The following is an 18979-nucleotide window of genomic DNA, read 5'->3' on the forward strand; positions in this document are numbered from 1 at the left end:
CTTACGGGTTGACCCCGTGGTCGCGCAGCCACGGCTCCGGGTCGACCTGGTCGGTGCCGCCGAGCAGCACCTCGAAGTGCACGTGCGGACCGGTCGTGTTGCCGGACATGCCGATCGAGCCGACCTGCGTCCCGGCGCCGACGGTGTCGCCGACGTTCACGGTGAACTCCGACATGTGCCCGTACGACGTGACGGTGCCGTCGGCGTGCCGGACCTTCACCTGCCGCCCGTAGGCGCCGGCGAACTCGGCCTGGATGACCTCGCCCGGGAGCACCGAGCGAACCGGCGTCCCCATCGGGGCGGCGAAGTCGAGGCCGGTGTGGTTGCTGGCCCAGCGGCTGCCGCCCTGCCCGAAGTGCGCGGTCAGGTGGTACCCGGTGGTCGGCAGGACGATCCGCGGTGCGGCGGCGCGAGCAGCCTCGGCCTTGGCCAGCGCGGCGGCCTTCGCGGCCGCGGCCGCTGCGGCCGCCTTCTTCAGGGCGGCGGCCTTCTTCGCGGCCTGCGCCTTGGCGGCGGCCAGCGCGAGCGCCCGGCGCTCGGTGAGGGTCGCGTTCGCGGCGAGCTGCGCGGCCCGGGCCTTGGCGACCTGAGCGGCCTTCGCTTCCTGAACGGCCTTCTGGGTGGACGACAGCGAGAGCTCGAAACGCGACAGGTCGCGCGAGCCGAGGTCACGCCGCTCGACCCGAGCGGCGGTCAGGGCCTCGGCCTGCGCCGGGTTCAGGGAGGTGCCGGCCGAGACCGGGGTGGTCGGGGCCGCGACACCGGCGGCGGTGCCGGCCGCGGCGGCCAGGGCGGCGGTGAGGCCGACCAGTTGCGCACCACGTCCGGGGCGCTGCAGGCCGGAGACGGGACTTCGCCGGAGTGAACGGTGCTTCGCCACCCGACGGGGAGCACCCGGGCGACGAGCTGCCGGCCGTTCTGCTTCCGGCACGTCAGAGTGAGGGGACACGGGGAGGGGCCTTCCAATCGAGTCGCCGCCACGGAAACCCGCAGCAGCGCGCCGCCACGGCGTACCGCGGCGGCCCATCGACCATAACGACGAGATCACGACCGCCTCAAACGCGGATTGCGACGAGATCTCCGAAATCGGCGACGCTGCGTGATCGCCGGTCGCCGGTCTGTCGCCGCTGAGCGGGGATCAGCCAAGGCGATAGTTGAAAATCGTAGTGATCGGTATCACGCGCGTCATGGTCCGGAGCATCACCCTCGAGCAGCTATAAGGCCCCATGGGCGGCTTTGGATCGACCCCGAAAATTGGTCAGAAGCACTCCCGGGAACCGGTATGCTTCTCTGGTCGGACAGAGGGGGTAAGACACCTCCGGCCCTCGATTTCACATCGGGGCCAGGGAGCGTGTAATCTCTCTCCTCGGCCCGCCCCTTTAGCTCAGTCGGCAGAGCGTCTCCATGGTAAGGAGAAGGTCTACGGTTCGATTCCGTAAAGGGGCTCTGAGAAACGCTGCACCACCCGGTCCGCCGGGTGGGGTGACGGACTCTCTGGCGGGGTAGCTCAGGTGGTTAGAGCACACGGCTCATAATCGTGGTGTCGCGGGTTCGACTCCCGCCCCCGCTACCCACCAAACGGCAATGAGTGAGCGCGCGTAAGCCAGGCGCGCTCCTGAGAAGAAGAGGCAGCAGTGGCCAAGTCAACGGACATCCGCCCGAAGATCACGCTGGCGTGCACCGTCTGCAAAGAGCGCAACTACATCACCAAGAAGAACCGGCGTAACAACCCGGACCGCCTGGAGATGAAGAAGTACTGCGCTCGCTGCAACGACCACACCGACCACCGCGAGACCCGCTGACCTTCAGCAGACTTCGCGTCGGGGCCGCTCTGGACATCAGAGCGGCCCCTTCGCTGTGCCCTCGCTAGACGGTGAGGATCGGGCGGCCACCCTCGTACGCCGCCAGCCGCTCCGCGCGCGGCGTCAGGCAGCACGACCCGCACAGCGTGTCCGAGCCCTTGTCGCTCGTGTAGTACAGACAGCACGTGTTCCGCAGGTAGACGAGCTTCCCGCCGGCCTCGGTGACCTCCCCGAGCCGCGCCAACTCACCCGGCGCCTTCGCCACGAACGTCTGCCACCGCTCCAGCAGGTACGCCGGCGCGACCGTCTCCTGCTCCCGCGTCGCCGCGCAGAACCCCATCGCGCACCCGGCGGCGACCCCGCCGTACAGCTGACGCAACCCGGCCCGCGTCCGCCGGTGCAGCTCGACCGACAGCGGCAGCAGGTGCTGCGTCAGCACCACGTCGTACAGGGTCTGCAGGCCGCCGGGCAGGAACCGCGCCTCGCGGATCGCGACCTCGGCCAGCCCGTGCCCGTCGTGCGGCCGGACCCACAGGTTCTCCGGCCGGATGTCGAGCACCCGGCCCTCCAGCGCCCACAGCAGCAGCGCGGTCGCGGGCGCGCGGCCGGCGTAGAACGACATCAGGCTGAGCGCGTTCGCGTGCGCGGACGTGTGCCCGCTGGCGTCGTGGTCGCGCTTCAGGAGCTCGATCAGCTCCGGGCTGTCCGGCTCCAGGACGTGGTCGACCCGCAACCACTCCGAACCGCTCGGCACCCCGATCCGGAGCGCGTAACGGGGTGCGTACCGGCGTAGTGCCGCCACTGCTGTCACGGTCGTGCCCTTCCTGCGTCAGATCCCCCAGTGATCTCGGCGGAGTGGGTGGCGGCACTCGCCCACCCATCCTGCCAGTAGGGTTACTGGACATGACGATCGACGCCACGATGGTCGGCCGGAGCTACGCGGCCGCCGAGACCTACCAGGTCGGCCGGGAGAAGATCCAGGAGTTCGCCGCCGCGATCGGTGACACCAACCCGGCGTACGCCGGTGACGACGCGGTGGCCCCGCCGACCTTCGCCTTCATGCTCGGCAGCAAGGCGCTCGAGCAGCTGCTCGGCGACGCCGAGCTCGGCCTGCGGCTGGACCGGATCGTGCACGGCGCGCAGAAGTTCAGCTACACCCGGCCGATCAAGGCCGGCGACGAGATCGCGGCCACCGCGACCATCACCACCGTGCGCAAGGCCGGTGACGTCGAGGTGATCATGTACGAGACCGCCCTGACCACGGCCGACGGCGAACCGATCGCCACCTCGACCTCCACCATCTCCCACAACCGGGCGGAATCATGAGTGCTGTCGAGGCCGGTCTCGAGCTGCCGCCGCTGACCGTCACCCTGCGCCGCGAGGACCTGGTCCGGTACGCCGGCGCCAGCGGCGACTTCAACCCGATCCACTGGAGCGACCGGATGGCGGCCGCGCTCGGCCTGCCCGGTGTGATCGCGCACGGGATGCTGACGATGGCCTCCGCGGCGCGGGTGGTGACCGACTGGCTGGACGACCCGGCGGACCTGATCGAGTACGGCGTGCGCTTCACCAAGCCGGTCGTCGTACCGGACGACGACAAGGGTGCGACGGTGACGTTCTCGGCCAAGGTCGACAAGGTCGCCGACGGGCGCGCGGAGATCGACATCACCGCGCTGGCCGGCGAGGAGAAGGTCCTCGGCCGGGCGCGAGCGGTCGTGCGGGTCCGATGAACACGACGAGCAGACAGCCGGCGCTCGGCGACGTCGCGACCACCGCGGACGACGGCTCGGCGCACGACCTGCGCCTCGCCGAGCTGACCACCCTGCGGATCGGCGGCCCGGCCGACAAGCTGGTCGAGGTGACGACGGAGGCCGAGCTGGTCGACGCCGTCCGGACGGCGGACGCGGCGAAGGAGCCGGTGCTGTTGCTCAGCGGCGGCAGCAACGTGGTGATCGGCGACGAAGGCTTCCGTGGCACGGTCGTGAAGATCGCGACCACCGGCATCAAGGTCGACGCCGACGCCTGCTCGGGCGCGATGATCCACCTCCAGGCCGGCGAGGACTGGGACGCCGTCGTCCAGCGCGCGATCGCCGAGGAGTGGGTCGGCCTGGAGTCGATGTCCGGCATCCCCGGCCTGACCGGTTCGACCCCAGTCCAGAACGTCGGCGCCTACGGCCACGAGGTGGCCGAGTCGATCGCGTCGGTCCGCGTCTGGGACCGCGTCGACAACCAGCTCCGCACCATCTTCGCCGCCAACTGCGGCTTCGCCTACCGCACCTCCCGCTTCAAGGAGGACCCGAGCCGGTACGTCGTCCTCGAGGTCGCCTTCCAGCTCCGCCTCGGCCACCTCTCCGCCCCGATCGAGTACGCCGAGCTCGCCCGCGTCCTCGACGTGGAGCCCGGCTCCCGCGCCCCGATGACCGAGGTCCGCGAAGCCGTCCTCGAACTGCGCCGAGGCAAGGGCATGGTCCTCGACCCCGCCGACCACGACACGTGGAGCGCCGGCTCGTTCTTCACCAACCCCCTCCTCGCCACCGCCGCCGACGTCCCCGCCGGCGCCCCCCAGTGGCCCCAGCCCGACGGCCGCGTCAAAACCAGCGCCGCCTGGCTCATCGAACACGCCGGCATCTCCAAGGGCTTCGCCATCGGCAACGCGGCCGTCTCCTCGAAACACACCCTCGCCCTCACCAACCAGGGCAACGCGACGGCCAAGGAACTCCTCGCCCTCGCCGCCCACGTCCGCGCCCAGGTCCAGCACGCCTTCGGCATCACCCTGGTCAACGAGCCCGTCCTGGTGAACTGCTCGCTCTGACGCCGCCCGGTCCGACGACCGGGCGGTTCGTCGTACCAGGCCGTGAAAAAGATTTGCACGAAGGGTTGGCAACTCGGGTTCATCTCGTTAATGTCTTGCAGCAATCCACGGTGAGGGGTTGGTGTGCGGATGCGGAACGAGATGTCCCGGCGTGGGTTTCTGGCCGGGGTGGGAGCGGTGGCCGCCGCGGCGGCGGGGTGTTCGTCGGGGAGCACGAGCAAGTCGAGTGTGCTGCAGGTGTGGGGTGGGGTGCCGGCGGCTTCCGGGCCGCAGAAAGTCGTGGACGCGTTCACGGCGAAGTTTCCGCAGTACCAGGTGAACTACACCCGGTTCGTCAACGACGACCGCGGGAATCTGAAGCTCGACACCGCGTTGCAGGGTGGGCTGGACATCGACGTGTACTTCACGTACGCGCAGGCCAATCTCGCGCTCAGAGCGGGGTCGGGGCTGGCGGCTGATCTGACCGATCGGGTCGCGGCCGACCCGGACTTGAAGGTGTTCCTCGACACCGACCAGCCCCGCGCCTTCCTCGACAACGGGCGGATCAAGGCCCTCGCCACCGCCCGCGAGCCTTACTTCGTGCTGTTCAACGAGAAGCTCCGCGAGCAGGCCGGTGTCGAGCTTCCGCACGACTGGACCATCGAGGACTACCGCGCGACCGCCAGGAAGCTGACCACCGACCGGACCTACGGCTGCTACACGATCCCCGACGTCCCGCGGATCAAGCTCGGCCCCAACTACTGGTACGACGGCGACCGCTCGAACTTCGGCGACCCGCACTTCGAGCAGGCGTTCGCGCTCGGCCGCGAGATGATCGCCGACGGCTCGGCCTTCCCCTGGCGCGAGGTGCTCGCCCGCCACCTCGACGCCTACCAGCAGAACTCGTTCCTCCAGCAGGAGTTCCACCTCTGGTCGACGGCGCCGTTCAACCTGCGCTACCTGTACGACGCGAAGAAGTACCCGCACGACTTCAAGGTCGCCTTCGCGCCGCCACCGACCGTGGACGGCGGCGACTGGAACGGCGGTTCGTACAACAACTTCGTGATGGTCAACCCGAAGTCCCCGAAGGCCGACGCGGCCTGGGAGTTCGTGAAGTTCTGGCTCACCGAGGGCTCCGGTCCGATGCTCGCGGGCGGCAAGCTGCCGACGCTCGGCAACGTCACCGACGACCAGGTCGTCACCGGCGTACTGGGCAAGGAGCCGGACAAGTACTTCGACGTCGACTCGTTCCGCCGGGTCGTGCTCGGCGCCGAGCCGAAGCTGGCCACCGACACCCGGCTGGCCGGGTTCCCCGAGATCAGCCTCGCGCACGGCCAGCAGCGCGACCTGTGCTGGCTGGGCGAGAAGGACCCCGGCCCGGCCATCCGCGACGTCCGCCGCCTGGCCGACGCCGCGATCGCCCGTACCGAGAGGAGCTCGTGATGGTCTCCGCCACCGTCACCGCGGCCCCGGCCGTCCGGACCGAGAAGCAGCCGGGGATCAGCCCGCGCGGCTGGATCGGTTTCCTGTTCATCGCCCCCAACCTGCTCGGCGTGGTGGTGTTCACGCTGATCCCGCTGGTCAGCGTGATCCTGCTCGCGTTCACCGACTGGAACCTGGTCTCCGGCTTCGGCGGGATCAGCTTCGCCGGCCTGGACAACTTCGTCGCGATCGCCAAGGACCCGGGCTTCTGGAACGCGGTCGGTCTCACCTTCGTGTACGTCGGCGTCAGCGTCCCGCTCACCGTCGTCCTGGGTCTAGCACTCGGGATCGCCCTGAACCGGCCGCTGCCCGGCCGTGCGGTCCTGCGCGCGATCTTCTTCCTGCCCTACATCGTGAACACGGTCGCGATCGGGATGACCTGGCTGATGCTGATGAACCCGAAGGCCGGCCTGGTCAACCAGGTGCTCGGGATCTTCGGCCTCGAACCGGGCTGGTTCGCCTCGTCGCACTGGGCGCTGCCGGCGCTGATCGTGATGGCGGTCTGGGGCGGTGTCGGGTACTGCTCGCTGATCTACCTGTCCGCGCTGCAGGACGCACCGAAGCAGCTGTACGAGGCAGCCGACATCGACGGCGCCGGGATCTGGGCCAAGTTCCGCACGATCACCTGGCCGTCGTTGCTGCCGACAACGATCTTCCTGCTGGTCACGCTGATCATCGGGGCGTCCCAGGGCTTCGGGCTGATCGCGCTGATCACCGCCGGCGGGCCGGGCGACGCGACCACGACGATCTCGTACTACATGTACCAGACGGGGTTCCAGTTCTACCGGTTCGGCTACGCCTCGGCGATCGGCCTGGTGACGTTCGCCGGCGTACTGGTCCTGACGCTGCTGACCTGGCGCGCCCAGCGTGGAAAGGCTCTCCATGAGTAAGCTCTATCTTCCAAAGAAGTGGTTGTGGGGGATCCCGCTCTGGATCCTGGCGCTGGCCTTCCTGGCGCCGTTCGCCTGGATGCTCTCGACGGCGCTCAAACAAGACATCGACGCCTACAAGATCCCGATGCAGTGGATCCCCGACCCGTTCCAGTGGGACAACTTCAAGACCGTCCTGGTCGGCGAAACCTCGGTCCTGCCCGCGTTCGGCCGCTCCGTCTTCGTCGCCGTACTGCGGGTCGCGGGTGAGCTGCTGACCGCGACGATGGCCGGCTACGCCTTCGCCCGGATGACGTTCCGGGGCCGCGACAAGCTGTTCCTGCTCTACCTCGCGACCGCGATCATCCCCGCGCAGCTGCTGCTGGTCCCGCGCTTCATCTACTTCCAGAAGCTCGGCCTGTACGACACGCTGTGGGCGCTGATCCTGCCGGGCATGTTCACCGTGCTCGGGACCTTCCTGATGCGTCAGTTCTTCGTCGCGCAGCCGGCCGAGTTCGCCGAGGCGGCCCGGATGGACGGCGCGAACGAGTGGCAGATCTTCCGCCGGATCTACCTGCCGCTGGCCACGCCGGTGCTGAGCGCGCTCGGCATCCTCGCGTTCGTCTGGTCCTGGAACGACTACGAGACGCCGCTGGTGCTGATCAGTTCGCCGGAGCACTACACGCTGCCGCTCGGCCTGACCAACTTCGTCGACGAGCAGGGCTCGATCGCACCTGGGCTGACGATGGCCGCCTCGGTGGTCTCGATCGTCCCGGTGCTGCTCGTCTTCGTGCTGCTGCAACGCCGCTTCATCGCCGCGATGACCCACACGGGCATCAAATGACAGGGAGTCTGCTGTGAACGTCTCAGGTGTCTTTCCGGAGCTCGCACAGGTGGGGGACTTCGGCCCGCCGCGCAGCGAGCTCGGCGTCGGTTCGCTGATGCCGTGGAACGGGAAGCTCTACGTCCAGAACTACAACTCGCACAAGGCGGCCAGCGGGGGCGGGGTCAGCCTGCGCCGGATCGACCCGGACTTCTCGATGGAGATCGTCCCGGAGACGCTCGGCGTCGACGGCACCTACACGAACCGCTTCGTGCACTTCCCGACGTCGCAGCTGGTGCTCGGGCCGCACGTGATCGACCGCGAGCACAAGATCCGGACGATTCCCGAGCTCACGCCGTACCGGGTCTGCGGGACCTCGCGGCACCTGACCAAACCCGACACGCACGTGTACGTGCTGGCGATGGAGGGCGAGGTGTTCGAGCTCGACCTCACGACGTACGCGTGTGTGCAGCTCTTCGACCTCAACGACGAGCTCGGCACCGACGGTGAGATGAAGGTGCACTACAAGGACTGCTACACCAGCTTCGGCCGGTTCGTGGTCTGCTCGAACGAGTACGAGGAGGCCGACTGGGACGGGCGCCAGGCCCGTGGGCGTCTGGCCGAGTACGACGGCCACGAGTGGCGGATCCTGGCCCGCAAGCCGTTCACCGCGATCGGCGGGCGGCACGAGTTCGGCGGCACGATCTTCGCGTCGGGATGGGACCAGGCCTCGGCGATCCTCGAGGTCTTCACCGAGGCGGACGGCAAGTGGACCCGCTACCGGCTGCCGAAGGCGTCGCACACCTTCGACCACAAGTGGCAGACCGAGTGGCCGCGGATCCGCGAGGTCGAGCACGAGCGGCTGCTGCTCGACCACCACGGCATGTTCTACGAGCTGTCACCGTGGGCGTACGGCGGCAGGATCTGGGGTGTCCGCCCGATCTCGACCCATCTGTGGGTGCTCGGCGACTTCTGCTCCTGGCGCGGGATGTTCGTCGCCGGCGCGGACAACGCGTCGCCGAGCCACGGACTGAACCCGACGACCGCCGAGCCGCAGTCGGGGCTGTGGTTCGGCAAGACCGACGACCTGTGGGGCTTCGGGAAACCGTCCGGTTGGGGTGGGCCTTGGTGGGAGACGCCGGTGGTCGCCGGGGAGCCCTCGGATCCCTATCTGATGACGGGTTTCGACAACAAGTGCCTGCACGTGGAGAACCTGGGTTCTTCGGCCATGACCGTGACACTGGAGATCGACTTCCACGGGCACGGGCGGTTCGGCGCCTCGACCGCCTTCACCGTCGAGCCCGGATCGCTGCACACACACGTTTTCCCGCCGGGTTTCAGCGCGCACTGGGTACGTCTGGTGCCGGACACGGACGGGATCGCCAGCGCCCAGTTCGTCTATACGTGATGATCGCGGAATGGGAAACGACGTGGACAGAGCCGACACCCCCAGCCCGCTGCAGCTCGCGAAACGGGCGCTGCCCGACCTGAACGGCGCCATGCTGCGGGTCGCCGAGCAGATCCTGGCCCACCCCGACGACGTCGCGCGCGGGTCGATCACCAAGCTGGCCGAGGCCGCGCAGACCTCGGCCGCGACGGTGACGCGGCTGTCCACCCACCTCGGGTTCGCGGGCTACCCTGCGCTGCGGGCCGCGCTGGCGATGGAGGTCGGGCGCGGTCTCGAGGCCGGCTGGGCCAGCGACATCGGCCTCGCGATCGGGCCGGCCGACCCGCCGGAGCAGGTGCTGAACGTACTGGCGTCGACGCAGGCCAACGCCCTGCGCAACGCGCTCGCCTCGATCGACCTGAACGCGGCGACCCGGGTCGCGGACGCGATCGCGGGCGCCCGGCGTACGCACATCTACGGCGAGTGGGGCGACGCGATCCCGGCCCGCGAGCTGTACATCCGGTTGCTGCGGATCGGCATCCCGGTCTGGTTCTTCGACGGCCCGCAGTCGGCGCAGATCGCCGGGGGACTGCTCGGTCCTTCGGACGTCGCGCTCGTCGTCACCCGCTCCGGGACCGATCCGACGACCCTTGACTTCGTACGCCGCGCGGCCGCCCAGGACGCGTTGACCGTCGCGATCACCGGCGTCGCCGCGTCACCGGTCGGCGAGCTGACCGACGTCACCTTCGACACTGGTACGCCGGTCGGCGGCACCTGGACCGAGTTCTTCGCCGGGCGCGCCAGCGACACGTTGACCGCCGGGCTGCTGTTCGTCCTGGTCGCGCAGCGCGTCCCCGACCACCTGACCGCGAACCACCCGAACGGGCCGGGGCAGCCCGTCGTACATCCCGACACGTAGAAGGGTCTTCCTGCATGCAGCAGCTCGACGTCCGTACCGATCTGACCGTTGTCGGCGGAGGTCTCGCCGGCGTCTGTGCCGCGATCGGCGCCGCGCGGCAGGGCCTGAGCGTCGCGCTGGTGCAGAACCGCCCGGTGCTCGGCGGCAACTCCTCCAGCGAGGTCCGCGTCTGGGTCTGCGGCGCGACCGCGCACGGCGTACAGCACTTCGCCCGGGAGACCGGGATCATGGGGGAGTTGTTCGTGGAGAACCAGTACCGGAACCCGCAGGGGAATCCGTACTACTGGGATCTGGTGGTGCTGGAGGCTGTGCGGGCTGAGCCGAACATCGAGCTGTACCTGAACACCGACGTTCGTTCTGTTGCGGCCGGGGACGGCGAGATCGAGTCGGTGACCGGGTGGCAGATGGGGTCGGAGAAGGAGATCACCTTCCACAGCCCGGTGTACGCCGACTGCTCGGGCGACGGACTGATCGGTTTCCTGGCCGGCGCGGAGTTCCGGACCGGGCGCGAGCCGCGGTCGGAGTACGGGGAATCGTGGGCGCCGGAGGTGCCGGACGACAACACGCTCGGCAGCACGATCCTCTTCTACAGCAAGGACGCCGGGGAACCGGTCCGTTTCGTGCCGCCGTCGTTCGCCCGCGACATCACCCGGACGTCGATTCCCTCCCAGCGGGTGATCCGGACGGACGCGTACGGCTGCGCGTACTGGTGGATCGAGTGGGGCGGCGCGCTCGACGTCGTCGACGACAACGAGGCGATCCGCGACGAGCTGCAGGCCGCGGTGTACGGCATCTGGGACCACATCAAGAACTCGGGGCTGTACGACGCCGACAACCTGACGCTGGAGTGGATCGGCGCGGTGCCCGGTAAACGCGAGTACCGCCGCTTCGTCGGCGATCATGTGCTGACGCAGCACGACGTACTGGGGCAGGTTCTCTTCGAGGACCGGGTGGCTTTCGGCGGCTGGTCGATCGACCTGCACCCACCCGGCGGCATGTACGCCACCGAACGCGGCTCGAAACACTGGCACCCCGACGGGAACTACCACATCCCGTTGCGTTCGCTGTACTCGCGCAATGTCCGCAACCTGTGGATGGCCGGCCGCAACATCTCCGCCAGCCACGTAGCCTTCGGCACCACCCGGGTGATGGCCACCTGCGCCGTCCTGGGCGAGGCCGCAGGCGTCGCCGCAGCCGTTGCCCTCAGCAACGGGCTCACCCCTCGCGAGCTGGCCACCGACCACTTCCCCCTGGTCCGCCACGCCCTGCACCGCGCCGACGCCTCGGTCCTGGGCGTCCCCGACACCGACCCCGCGAACCTGGCCCTCTCGGCCACGGCCACGGCGTCCTCGACCCTGCGCGACCTCTCGGTCGACGTCTCCAACGGCACCTGGTCATTGGACGCGGACCTCGCCATGATCCTCCCCGTCGACCCTTCTCTCGACGGCCTGGAACTCCTCGTCGACGCCACCGAGCCCACCACCCTCACCGCAGAACTCCACGACCCTCTGAAGCCCCAGAACTATCTCCCCCTAGCGCCTCTCTCCACCTGCACCGTCACCATCCCCGCCGGCGAGAAGCTCTGGATCCCGCTGCCGTTGTCCCACCACCCTTCGACTCCCTCGAACGTCGTCCTCGTCCTGGAATCCAACCCCGCCCTCTCAGTCCACACCGCCGCCACCGCCCTCCCCGGCACTCTCTGCTTCACCCACCGAACGCCGTCCCCCGACGAGCAGTACACCGATCAGTTCCGCTCCTGGAAACACGTCCTTCCCCGAGTCGGCCTCTGCTACCGCGTCCTCACCCCGACCACCGCCTACGCCCCTTCAAAAACCATCGGCGGCTACTCCCGCCCGTACGGTGGCCCCAACCTCTGGTCCTCCGAAGACCTCGCCTGGGACCCCACCCCGACCCTCACGCTCACCTGGCCGGCCCCTGTCTCGTTGTCGGAGGTCGTCGTGATCCTCGACGACGACGTAGAGGAAGACCTCATCAACCTCCACCACCACCGCTCGCCCCACGAGGTCCTCCCGACCCTCCTCCGCGACTACACCCTCGAAGCCCTCACCTCTCAGGGCACGTGGACCGAGCTGGCCACAGTCATCGCCAATCGCCAACGCCTGCAGCGCCATGTGCTACCTGAGCGGGTGGAGACCGCTGGCCTCCGCCTGACAGCCCGAGCCACGAACGGCTGCCCGAGAGCACATGTGGTCTCAATCCGCGCGTACTGACTGTCTGAACTTCGCTGTTGCCACGCAGCGGTTGACGCTCAGGCGCTGGCTTTGGCCTTGGGTTTGTCCGGTGCGGGTTTGGGGCGGCGGAGGAACGTTCGGGCGGCCACGTGGAGTTGGGCGGCGGCTGCGACGCCGGTGTAGCGGTCGGTGCGGGACATGGCGGCGATCTCGCCGACGCGGTGGATCAGCGGGCGGACGCGGAACTCGATCGGGATGTCGAGGACCGCGTTCAGCGCCTCCAGAGCACCATCGAGCTCGCCCAGCTCCAGGTGGGCCTTCACCTGCTGCAGCCGGACCATGCGCTCGGCCCCAGCGTTGCGTTTGGCATCGGTCGCCCGCTCGAACAGCGTCGCGCTGTGGTCGGCCCAGCGAAGCGTCTCCCGGGCTTGCCCGAGCGCCAGGTGCGCGTCCGACCACAGGCCCTGCGCACGGGCCGGCGTACAGAGGAGGAAACCGGAGAGTTCCGGCCGATGCCCCGGTACGGACATCCGCTGCGCGTCGGCGAGCGCCGTACGGGCTTGCTCGGTCCGGCCCGCGCGCGCGAGGTCGACCGCCAGCGCGCTGGCCAGGAACAGCCGCGACGAACCGACGGCGTACCGCAGGCCCGACTCGGCGTACTCGGCCGCGCCGGAGAAGTCGTCCTGCCAGAACGCGGTCGTGTGCTGCGTCGCCCGAACCCAGGCCCGTAGGTCATTGTGGTCGGCAGCGTCGGCGCACGCCCACGCCGTCCGGGTATGGATCTCGGCAAGATCCGGGCGCCCGAGATCGACTGACATCCAGCCGAGGATCGTGAGCGCCCAACCGGCCGCCGAGTACAGATCACGGGTCTGGGCCGGCGACTGCCGCCCGCCGAGCAGCTCGAACGCGCGGTCGCGAATCGCCCGCGACCGCAGGAACAGCTCCTTGGTCGGAACCCGCAGGTACTGCCGCGAGACCCGCTCGATGTCGGAGTGCAGCTGCTCGACGGTCAGCTCCCCGACGTTCGAGGTCTCCGCCATCGGCAGGATCGACACCGACTCGTCGGCCGTCCGCACCATCTCGGCCTCCAGCCCCACCATCGACGAGATGCTCGCCTCCAGCTCACCCTGCCCCGGCCGCGTCCCCGGCGAGAACCCGAGCTCGTTGTCCGTAGCAACGTTCAGCACCTTCCGCAGCCCCGCCCGGTACGCCGCCCCCGGCCAGCGCACCACCCCGCGTTCCAGCTTCGCGATGTAGTGCCCGTCCAGCTCGTAGTCGATCCCCGTGGTCTCCCACAACCACCCGCAGACCGCGTTCGCCAACTCACCCCGAGACATGCACTCACCCGGCGCCACCCGCGAAGGAATCCGCTCCCGAGCGTCCCGCAACAATCCGTTCACCTCCGACATGCCGCAACTGTAGGAGCGCGACCACGCTCGGTGACCGCCGTTCAGCCCCCTGTGGACGAACTGCCCCACGATGCCCCGAGATGCCCCGACGATCTGCCCTGGTTTTCCCCGCTGAGGCACTGACCGGGTTTGCCACCCCCCGCTCCCCAGGCTCGCTAGCAGCCTGCCCCGGGAGGCGCAGGGCAAGTAGCGCACCACTCGAGTGCCGCAGGGCAACAACAGATCTGCCCCCGTAGCTACCGCCGGCGGCCGCGTGCTGCTACTGCTAGCCACCCCAGACACAGCCAGCCGTACGGAGCTGGTCTGCCCTACTCTGCCCCGTACGCCGCCCGCCCCACCGCTGCCGACAGGTCACCGGGAAACACCAGCCGGAGCGATCTGCCCCACGCCCCCGGCAGCGGCGCCCCACTGAGTGGCCCCCGCGGGCGATCCCGCGGGACAACCCACGCGGGCGCATGCGAGCTACCCAACCTAACAACCTGCACGCACGCAACCCCGGACCTCGACTGTGTGCAACCCCTGCGAGAGCACGCTGCGCTCAGCTGATCTGCCCCGACCTGCCCTGACTTGCCCCGACCTGCCCCACATCGACCCCGGTTGCGATGCCCCTGCGGGCGCCTCCCGCAGTCACCTCCCCGGGGGCACCTACTGTCCCGCGCCTGCTGAGAACTCTGGCGGGCGCCCTGCGGAGAACCCTTGCGCGCGGCTCTTGCGGTACGTGCGTGCGGACGCTTCTGCGGTCAGCCCGAGCCGTCATGCCTGCTGATCTGTCTCGGCCTGCCCCGATCTCGCCGGCTCTGGAGCGGCGCTGGAGCCGGATCTCCCGCGGGCGAACCAGGGCACCCCGATCAGCCCGCCGGCTCCTCCGGTGGCATCAAACTGTGCGCCGGATCCCCAGGCGTCCGACGATCGCGCTTCATCTCAGCCTCGCGGACATGCCGTACGCCGCCGCAGAACTCGTTGCGGGCTTGAGCTTCGAAGTCGGTGAAGGTTGCGAAGTAGCCGGTTTCGTAGTCGTCGACGATCTGGAACGTCCAGCGGTCCTGGATGACGTTGCGGCCGATAAGCTCTCGTTCGATGCGGTCGGCAAATTCCTGGTGGCCGGCTTTGCGGAACAGGTCGACGACCTCGTCCAGTTCGTTGTCTGCTCGCCCGGTCAGTTCGTGGAAGCCGTACAGATATCCGCGCGCCCGGTTGACGGTCTCGAGCGCGTGCGTGAGCCGCCCGACAGCCAGCACCGTTTCGTCGTTGAGGCCGTCGACCCGTGGTCGCGGGGAGTCCTGCGCGTCGTCGCTCATGAGTGCCCTGTACCCGCCCGCTAGGGTGGAACGCGTGCCGGAGGAAGCGATCACCACGCTACGGGCCGAGCTGGGCGGATTCGGGCGGGCGGAGGTGGGGTTCGCACTCCTGGAAACATTCCTCCAGGTCGCAGGTCCCTGGGGAGTCGAGGCGGTCCTCGACGGCCGCCGGTTGCTGCTTCCCGACGAGATGACCGACGACCGGGCGCTGGTCCAAGGCCTCATCGAGCAGTCGAGCACCTGGCCGGTCGAGAAGTGGGGTCCCTTCACAGTTCACGAGCGGCGGTTCGACCTCGACGACGACCAGGCCCGATGGGACTACACCCGCCTCGCCTACTGCTCGTCGGCCGCCACCGTCTGGAGCCGAGGCCGCAACACGACGTACTTCGAGGTCGTCGACCACCACCGCGCCACGTACTGGCTCCCCACCAGCCTCAAGGACCAGTACTTCGCCACCCTCGAAGCCAAACGCTGGCAGATCCCGTCTGACTGGCTCACCGCAGTCCCCAAGCAACCCAAGCCGTGGTGGAAACGCGGCCGCTGAAGTGCTGGCGGACGCGGTCGTCTGGCGGTAGCGGCGACAGCAGTTGTTGGGCGCTGGAGTTGACGGCGTTACTACTCCGTACGAGTGGCTGCGGTTGGCGTTGCGTGAGTGGGTTCTCGGTGCATGTGCTGGCTGTCGCAGCGCCCGACGGGGGTTCAGCTTCGTCGGCGTACGAGCTGTAGCTGGTCGGTGTGCGGGCGGGGAGCGACGTTCGTGTGCGAGGGGTGGATGCGTGGATGCGTGGTGCGTGCAGGGTCTCGGTGTACAGGTGGGTCACGGCGCGGGGCAGACACCGCCACCGGACGACGCGGGCCTGCTGTTGCACCGGACGCTGGGTGAGCACGGCGAAGTGAGTGCGTGGGAGTCTGCGTGCCGGTGGGTGCGCCGGTCGGGCGTACGAGTGGTGTCGGCGTGCGGGGGTCTGGCTGTGCTGGGGTGGCGGTGACAGCACTTGTGCGTGCTGAAACGGCCGGGCGCTAGTCCGGCGTACGGGTGGGTGCGGGGTTCCGTGGGCTGGTTGGGGGCGGCGTGGTTGGTGGAGGAGGTAGGGGTGAGGGGCCTGGCTTGCTGGTTGGGCGGTGGGGACGGTTGGGGTGGGGATAGTGGTTGGGCGGCCAGGCCCGGCCGTTGGGGGACGGCCGGGCGGGTGGAGTTAGTTGACGGCTGGGAGTTTTTCCAGGGCTGCGGCTACTGAGGCCTGGAGGTCGGCGTCGTTCCAGGAGCGGTCGGTGATGGTGCCGGCCAGGTAGGAGTCGTAGGCGGCCAGGTCCAGGTGGCCGTGGCCGCAGAGGGCGGTGAGGATGACCTTCTCCTCGCTGGATTCCTTGCAGGCTTGGGCTTCTTCGATGGCGGCGGCCAGGGCGTGGGTGGGTTCGGGGGCGGGGACGATGCCTTCGGTGCGGGCGAAGAGGACGCCGGCCGCGAAGCACTCGGACTGGGGTTTGGCGACGGCTTCGATCTCGCCGGTTTCGTAGAGGTGGCTGATCAGGGGGCTCATGCCGTGGTAGCGGAGGCCGCCGGCGTGGATCGGGTCGGGGACGAAGTCGTGGCCGAGGGTGTGCATCTTCATCAGCGGGGTCATGCCGAGGGTGTCGCCGAAGTCGTAGGCGTAGGTGCCTTGGGTGAGGGTGGGGCAGGCTGTTGGTTCAACGGCGCGGACCACGGGCGACTGGCGGCCGGCCCACTTCTCGCGGAGGAAGGGGAAGGCGAGGCCGCCGAAGTTGGAGCCGCCACCGGTGCAGCCGACGATGACGTCGGGGGTTTCGCCGACCATGGCGAGCTGCATGAGGGCTTCCTCGCCGATGATCGTCTGGTGCAGGAGGACGTGGTTGAGCACCGATCCGAGGGCGTAGTGGACTGACTCGTCCTGGACCGCCATCTCGACTGCTTCGCTGATGGCGATGCCCAAGGAGCCGGTCGAGTTGGGGTCTTCGGCGAGGATCTTGCGGCCGGCCTCGGTGAGGTCCGAGGGGCTGGGGTGGACGGTGGCGCCGAAGACGCCCATCATCGCGCGGCGGTAGGGCTTCTGGTCGTACGACGCCCGGACCTGCCAGACCTCGCACTCCAGGCCGTACTGGGCGCAGGCGAACGCCAGCGCGGTACCCCACTGGCCGGCGCCGGTCTCGGTGGTGAGCTTCCGGATGCCGGCTTTGGCGTTGTAGTACGCCTGGGGGACCGCTGTGTTCGGCTTGTGCGAGCCGGCGGGGGAGACGCCTTCGTACTTGTAGTAGATCCGCGCGGGGGTGTCGAGGGCCTTCTCCAGACGGTGCGCGCGGTAGAGCGGGCTCGGGCGCCAGAGCCGGTAGACGTCGAGGACCTCGCCGGGGATGTCGACGTACTGGTCCTGGGTGACCTCTTGGAGGATCAGGTCCATCGGGAAGAGCGGAGCCAGGTCCTCGGGGCCCACGGGCTGGCCGGTGCCGGGATGGAGGACCGCGGGCGGCGGCGTCGGCATGTCGTGCAGCACGTTGTACCACCGGGTCGGCAGCTCGTCCTCGGGCAACAGGATCTTCGTCGGCGTCGTCATGGAGCAAGTCTGGCGCGGGGCGGGGTGGTCGGCAACGAACTGAACCGGACCTTATGGGGCCCTTTTCAGGACCTTTGGTGGTGTGGTCGGGGAGGTGGAGTGGTGCGCCGAGGGGTCGACGGGGTTGCGTTGTACGGCGGGTGCGGGGTGGGGGGGCGCGTCAGTACGTCGTACCGGCGGTGTCGAGCCAGGTGTCGATGTCGGTCAGGAGGGACTTCTGGACGTCGGCGGGGGCGGTCGAGGCCAGGACTGAGCCTCGGGCCAGGTCGGCCAGTTCCTCGTCGGTGAAGTTGTGGATGGTGCGGGCGGTTTCGTACTGCTCGGCTAGGCGGGAGCCGAAGAGGAGGGGGTCGTCGGCGCCGAGGGCGATGCGGGCGCCGGCCTCGTAGAGGTGGCGGAGGGGGACGTCTTCGGGGCGTTGGTAGACGCCTAGGGAGACGTTGGAGGCTGGGCAGACTTCGAGGGCTACCTGGGCGTCGACCACTCGTTTGAGGACTTCGGGGTCTTCTACTGAGCGGACGCCGTGGCCGATTCGGCCGGCGCCCAGTTCGTCGAGGCAGGTGCGGACGGTGGAGGGGCCGCAGAGTTCGCCGCCGTGGGGGACCGCCAGGAGGCCGGCGTTGCGGGCGATGCGGAAGGCGGGGGCGAACTCGGAGGTGGTGCCTCGGCGTTCGTCGTTGGAGAGGCCGAAGCCGACTACTCCTCGGCCCACATACTGCGAGGCGAGGCGAGCGAGGGTGCGGGCGTCGAGGGGGTGGCGGGTGCGGTTGGCGGCGATGACGACCTGTACGTCGATGCCCGTCGTCGTTGCCGCGTCGCGGGCGGCGTCGAGAACCAGGTCGGTGAACTCGGTGATGCCGTGGAAGCGGTTCGCGTAGCCGGAGGGGTCGACCTGGATCTCCAGCCAGCGGGAGCCGTCGGCGGCGTCGTCCTCGGCGGCCTCGCGGACCAGGCGGCGGACGTCGTCCTCGGTGCGCAGGACGGAGCGGGCGATGTCGTAGAGGCGCTGGAAGCGGAACCAGCCGCGCTCGTCGGCGGCGGAGAGGTCCGGCGGCCAGTCGGTGCGGAGGGCGTCGGGGAGGCGGACGCCGTGCTTATCGGCGAGCTCGACCAGGGTGAGGTGACGCATCGACCCGGAGAAGTGCAGATGCAGATGGGTTTTCGGCAGCAGCCGAAGGTCGCGTGGCGCCATCACAGAAGGTTACCGACAGATCGCTCGGGTCAGGAAACCGGGCGGTGGGGGAGGGGGGTGGGAGTACGGCGGGGGCTGGGGTCGGCGGTGATGCGGCCGGGGAGATTGGTGGGGGTTGAGGTGGCGGCGGCCGGAGGAAAGCGTGGTGGGGCGGGGCCGACGCGGCGTGGCGAGGGGGGCCGGGCGGGCGGTGGTGGGCGCGGCGACGTGGGGGATGCGGGCCGGGCTCGATGGGCTGGGGTCGG

At 69.2% G+C, this 18979-nt stretch carries 17 protein-coding genes and 2 tRNA genes; 13 read left to right on the forward strand and 6 right to left on the reverse strand.

The annotated features are described in order from the left end of the window. Window position 1: 1 nt before the first annotated feature. Entirely contained in the window at window positions 2–880 is an 879-nt protein-coding gene (locus AB0M01_RS22620; protein ID WP_363672478.1) for a M23 family metallopeptidase, read from the reverse strand. A gap of 493 nt (window positions 881–1373) precedes the next feature. Between AB0M01_RS22620 and AB0M01_RS22625 the strand changes: the two genes are divergently transcribed. From AB0M01_RS22625 to rpmG, 3 genes are all read left to right on the forward strand, one after another. Beyond that, window positions 1374–1446, forward strand: a tRNA-Thr gene (locus tag AB0M01_RS22625). 50 nt (window positions 1447–1496) lie between these two features. Next, a tRNA-Met gene (locus AB0M01_RS22630) sits at window positions 1497–1570 on the forward strand. Window positions 1571–1634: 64 nt separating this feature from the next. Next, window positions 1635–1802, forward strand: coding sequence for a 50S ribosomal protein L33 (gene rpmG, locus AB0M01_RS22635; protein WP_131361122.1), 168 nt, complete (start codon window positions 1635–1637; stop codon window positions 1800–1802). Between the two features lie 64 nt (window positions 1803–1866). Here rpmG and AB0M01_RS22640 read toward each other — a convergent pair whose 3' ends face one another. After that, window positions 1867–2613, reverse strand: a complete 747-nt coding sequence (locus AB0M01_RS22640; RefSeq protein ID WP_363672480.1) for a (2Fe-2S)-binding protein — start codon at window positions 2611–2613, stop codon at window positions 1867–1869. A gap of 92 nt (window positions 2614–2705) precedes the next feature. On the opposite strand from AB0M01_RS22640, the gene AB0M01_RS22645 reads away from it, so the two are divergent. From AB0M01_RS22645 to AB0M01_RS22685, 9 genes are all read left to right on the forward strand, one after another. Beyond that, entirely contained in the window at window positions 2706–3128 is a 423-nt protein-coding gene (locus AB0M01_RS22645) for a MaoC family dehydratase N-terminal domain-containing protein (protein ID WP_363672482.1), read from the forward strand. Further along, on the forward strand, window positions 3125–3532 hold the full coding sequence (locus AB0M01_RS22650) for a MaoC/PaaZ C-terminal domain-containing protein (protein WP_363672484.1): 408 nt from the start codon (window positions 3125–3127) through the stop codon (window positions 3530–3532). Before AB0M01_RS22645 ends, AB0M01_RS22650 begins: the two co-directional genes overlap by 4 nt. Continuing rightward, window positions 3529–4614: a UDP-N-acetylmuramate dehydrogenase gene (locus AB0M01_RS22655; RefSeq protein WP_363672486.1), complete on the forward strand. Its 1086-nt coding sequence runs from the start codon at window positions 3529–3531 to the stop codon at window positions 4612–4614. Before AB0M01_RS22650 ends, AB0M01_RS22655 begins: the two co-directional genes overlap by 4 nt. A 129-nt stretch (window positions 4615–4743) precedes the next feature. Continuing rightward, window positions 4744–6036: an extracellular solute-binding protein gene (locus AB0M01_RS22660; RefSeq protein ID WP_363672488.1), complete on the forward strand. Its 1293-nt coding sequence runs from the start codon at window positions 4744–4746 to the stop codon at window positions 6034–6036. Then, window positions 6036–6965 carry a sugar ABC transporter permease gene (locus AB0M01_RS22665; RefSeq protein WP_363672490.1) on the forward strand — a complete coding sequence of 310 codons (930 nt, stop codon included), beginning with the start codon at window positions 6036–6038 and terminating at the stop codon, window positions 6963–6965. Before AB0M01_RS22660 ends, AB0M01_RS22665 begins: the two co-directional genes overlap by 1 nt. Further along, complete coding sequence (locus AB0M01_RS22670; RefSeq protein WP_363672492.1) at window positions 6958–7788, forward strand: carbohydrate ABC transporter permease; 831 nt, start codon at window positions 6958–6960, stop codon at window positions 7786–7788. The genes AB0M01_RS22665 and AB0M01_RS22670 overlap by 8 nt, the downstream gene beginning before the upstream one ends. A gap of 13 nt (window positions 7789–7801) precedes the next feature. Further along, entirely contained in the window at window positions 7802–9175 is a 1374-nt protein-coding gene (locus tag AB0M01_RS22675; protein ID WP_363672494.1) for a hypothetical protein, read from the forward strand. A gap of 10 nt (window positions 9176–9185) precedes the next feature. Then, complete coding sequence (locus AB0M01_RS22680; protein ID WP_363672496.1) at window positions 9186–10073, forward strand: MurR/RpiR family transcriptional regulator; 888 nt, start codon at window positions 9186–9188, stop codon at window positions 10071–10073. A 14-nt stretch (window positions 10074–10087) separates the two neighbouring features. Then, the gene (locus tag AB0M01_RS22685) at window positions 10088–12304 is read left to right on the forward strand and encodes an FAD-dependent oxidoreductase (protein ID WP_363672498.1); all 2217 of its coding nucleotides are present in this window, start codon (window positions 10088–10090) and stop codon (window positions 12302–12304) included. 38 nt (window positions 12305–12342) lie between these two features. On the opposite strand, the gene AB0M01_RS22690 is transcribed toward AB0M01_RS22685, so the two are convergent. Together AB0M01_RS22690 and AB0M01_RS22695 are read right to left on the reverse strand one after the other, a co-directional pair. Continuing rightward, window positions 12343–13674 (reverse strand): hypothetical protein, encoded by a 1332-nt coding sequence (locus tag AB0M01_RS22690; RefSeq protein ID WP_363672500.1) that lies wholly within the window; start codon window positions 13672–13674, stop codon window positions 12343–12345. A gap of 848 nt (window positions 13675–14522) precedes the next feature. After that, window positions 14523–14972: a hypothetical protein gene (locus tag AB0M01_RS22695; RefSeq protein ID WP_363672502.1), complete on the reverse strand. Its 450-nt coding sequence runs from the start codon at window positions 14970–14972 to the stop codon at window positions 14523–14525. Between the two features lie 34 nt (window positions 14973–15006). On the opposite strand from AB0M01_RS22695, the gene AB0M01_RS22700 reads away from it, so the two are divergent. Beyond that, on the forward strand, window positions 15007–15516 hold the full coding sequence (locus AB0M01_RS22700) for a hypothetical protein (RefSeq protein ID WP_363672504.1): 510 nt from the start codon (window positions 15007–15009) through the stop codon (window positions 15514–15516). Window positions 15517–16168: 652 nt separating this feature from the next. Here AB0M01_RS22700 and AB0M01_RS22705 read toward each other — a convergent pair. After that, window positions 16169–17542, reverse strand: a complete 1374-nt coding sequence (locus AB0M01_RS22705) for a TrpB-like pyridoxal phosphate-dependent enzyme (RefSeq protein WP_363672506.1) — start codon at window positions 17540–17542, stop codon at window positions 16169–16171. A 160-nt stretch (window positions 17543–17702) separates the two neighbouring features. Next, entirely contained in the window at window positions 17703–18734 is a 1032-nt protein-coding gene (locus AB0M01_RS22710) for an adenosine deaminase (protein ID WP_363672508.1), read from the reverse strand. Between the last annotated feature and the right edge of the window lie 245 nt (window positions 18735–18979).

The sequence above is a fragment of the Kribbella sp. NPDC051770 genome (assembly GCF_040681455.1).
GTDB lineage: Bacteria > Actinomycetota > Actinomycetes > Propionibacteriales > Kribbellaceae > Kribbella.

What these genes read in the sequence shown, in the direction of transcription:
- AB0M01_RS22645 (WP_363672482.1), top strand. Translation starts at nt 2,706, where the DNA reads ATGACGATCGACGCCACGATGGTCGGCCGGAGCTACGCGGCCGCCGAG.
- AB0M01_RS22650 (WP_363672484.1), top strand. Translation starts at nt 3,125, where the DNA reads ATGAGTGCTGTCGAGGCCGGTCTCGAGCTGCCGCCGCTGACCGTCACC.
- AB0M01_RS22655 (WP_363672486.1), top strand. Translation starts at nt 3,529, where the DNA reads ATGAACACGACGAGCAGACAGCCGGCGCTCGGCGACGTCGCGACCACC.
- AB0M01_RS22660 (WP_363672488.1), top strand. Translation starts at nt 4,744, where the DNA reads ATGCGGAACGAGATGTCCCGGCGTGGGTTTCTGGCCGGGGTGGGAGCG.
- AB0M01_RS22665 (WP_363672490.1), top strand. Translation starts at nt 6,036, where the DNA reads ATGGTCTCCGCCACCGTCACCGCGGCCCCGGCCGTCCGGACCGAGAAG.
- AB0M01_RS22670 (WP_363672492.1), top strand. Translation starts at nt 6,958, where the DNA reads ATGAGTAAGCTCTATCTTCCAAAGAAGTGGTTGTGGGGGATCCCGCTC.
- AB0M01_RS22680 (WP_363672496.1), top strand. Translation starts at nt 9,186, where the DNA reads ATGGGAAACGACGTGGACAGAGCCGACACCCCCAGCCCGCTGCAGCTC.
- AB0M01_RS22685 (WP_363672498.1), top strand. Translation starts at nt 10,088, where the DNA reads ATGCAGCAGCTCGACGTCCGTACCGATCTGACCGTTGTCGGCGGAGGT.
- AB0M01_RS22690 (WP_363672500.1), bottom strand. Translation starts at nt 13,674, where the DNA reads ATGTCGGAGGTGAACGGATTGTTGCGGGACGCTCGGGAGCGGATTCCT.
- AB0M01_RS22695 (WP_363672502.1), bottom strand. Translation starts at nt 14,972, where the DNA reads ATGAGCGACGACGCGCAGGACTCCCCGCGACCACGGGTCGACGGCCTC.
- AB0M01_RS22705 (WP_363672506.1), bottom strand. Translation starts at nt 17,542, where the DNA reads ATGACGACGCCGACGAAGATCCTGTTGCCCGAGGACGAGCTGCCGACC.
- AB0M01_RS22710 (WP_363672508.1), bottom strand. Translation starts at nt 18,734, where the DNA reads ATGGCGCCACGCGACCTTCGGCTGCTGCCGAAAACCCATCTGCATCTG.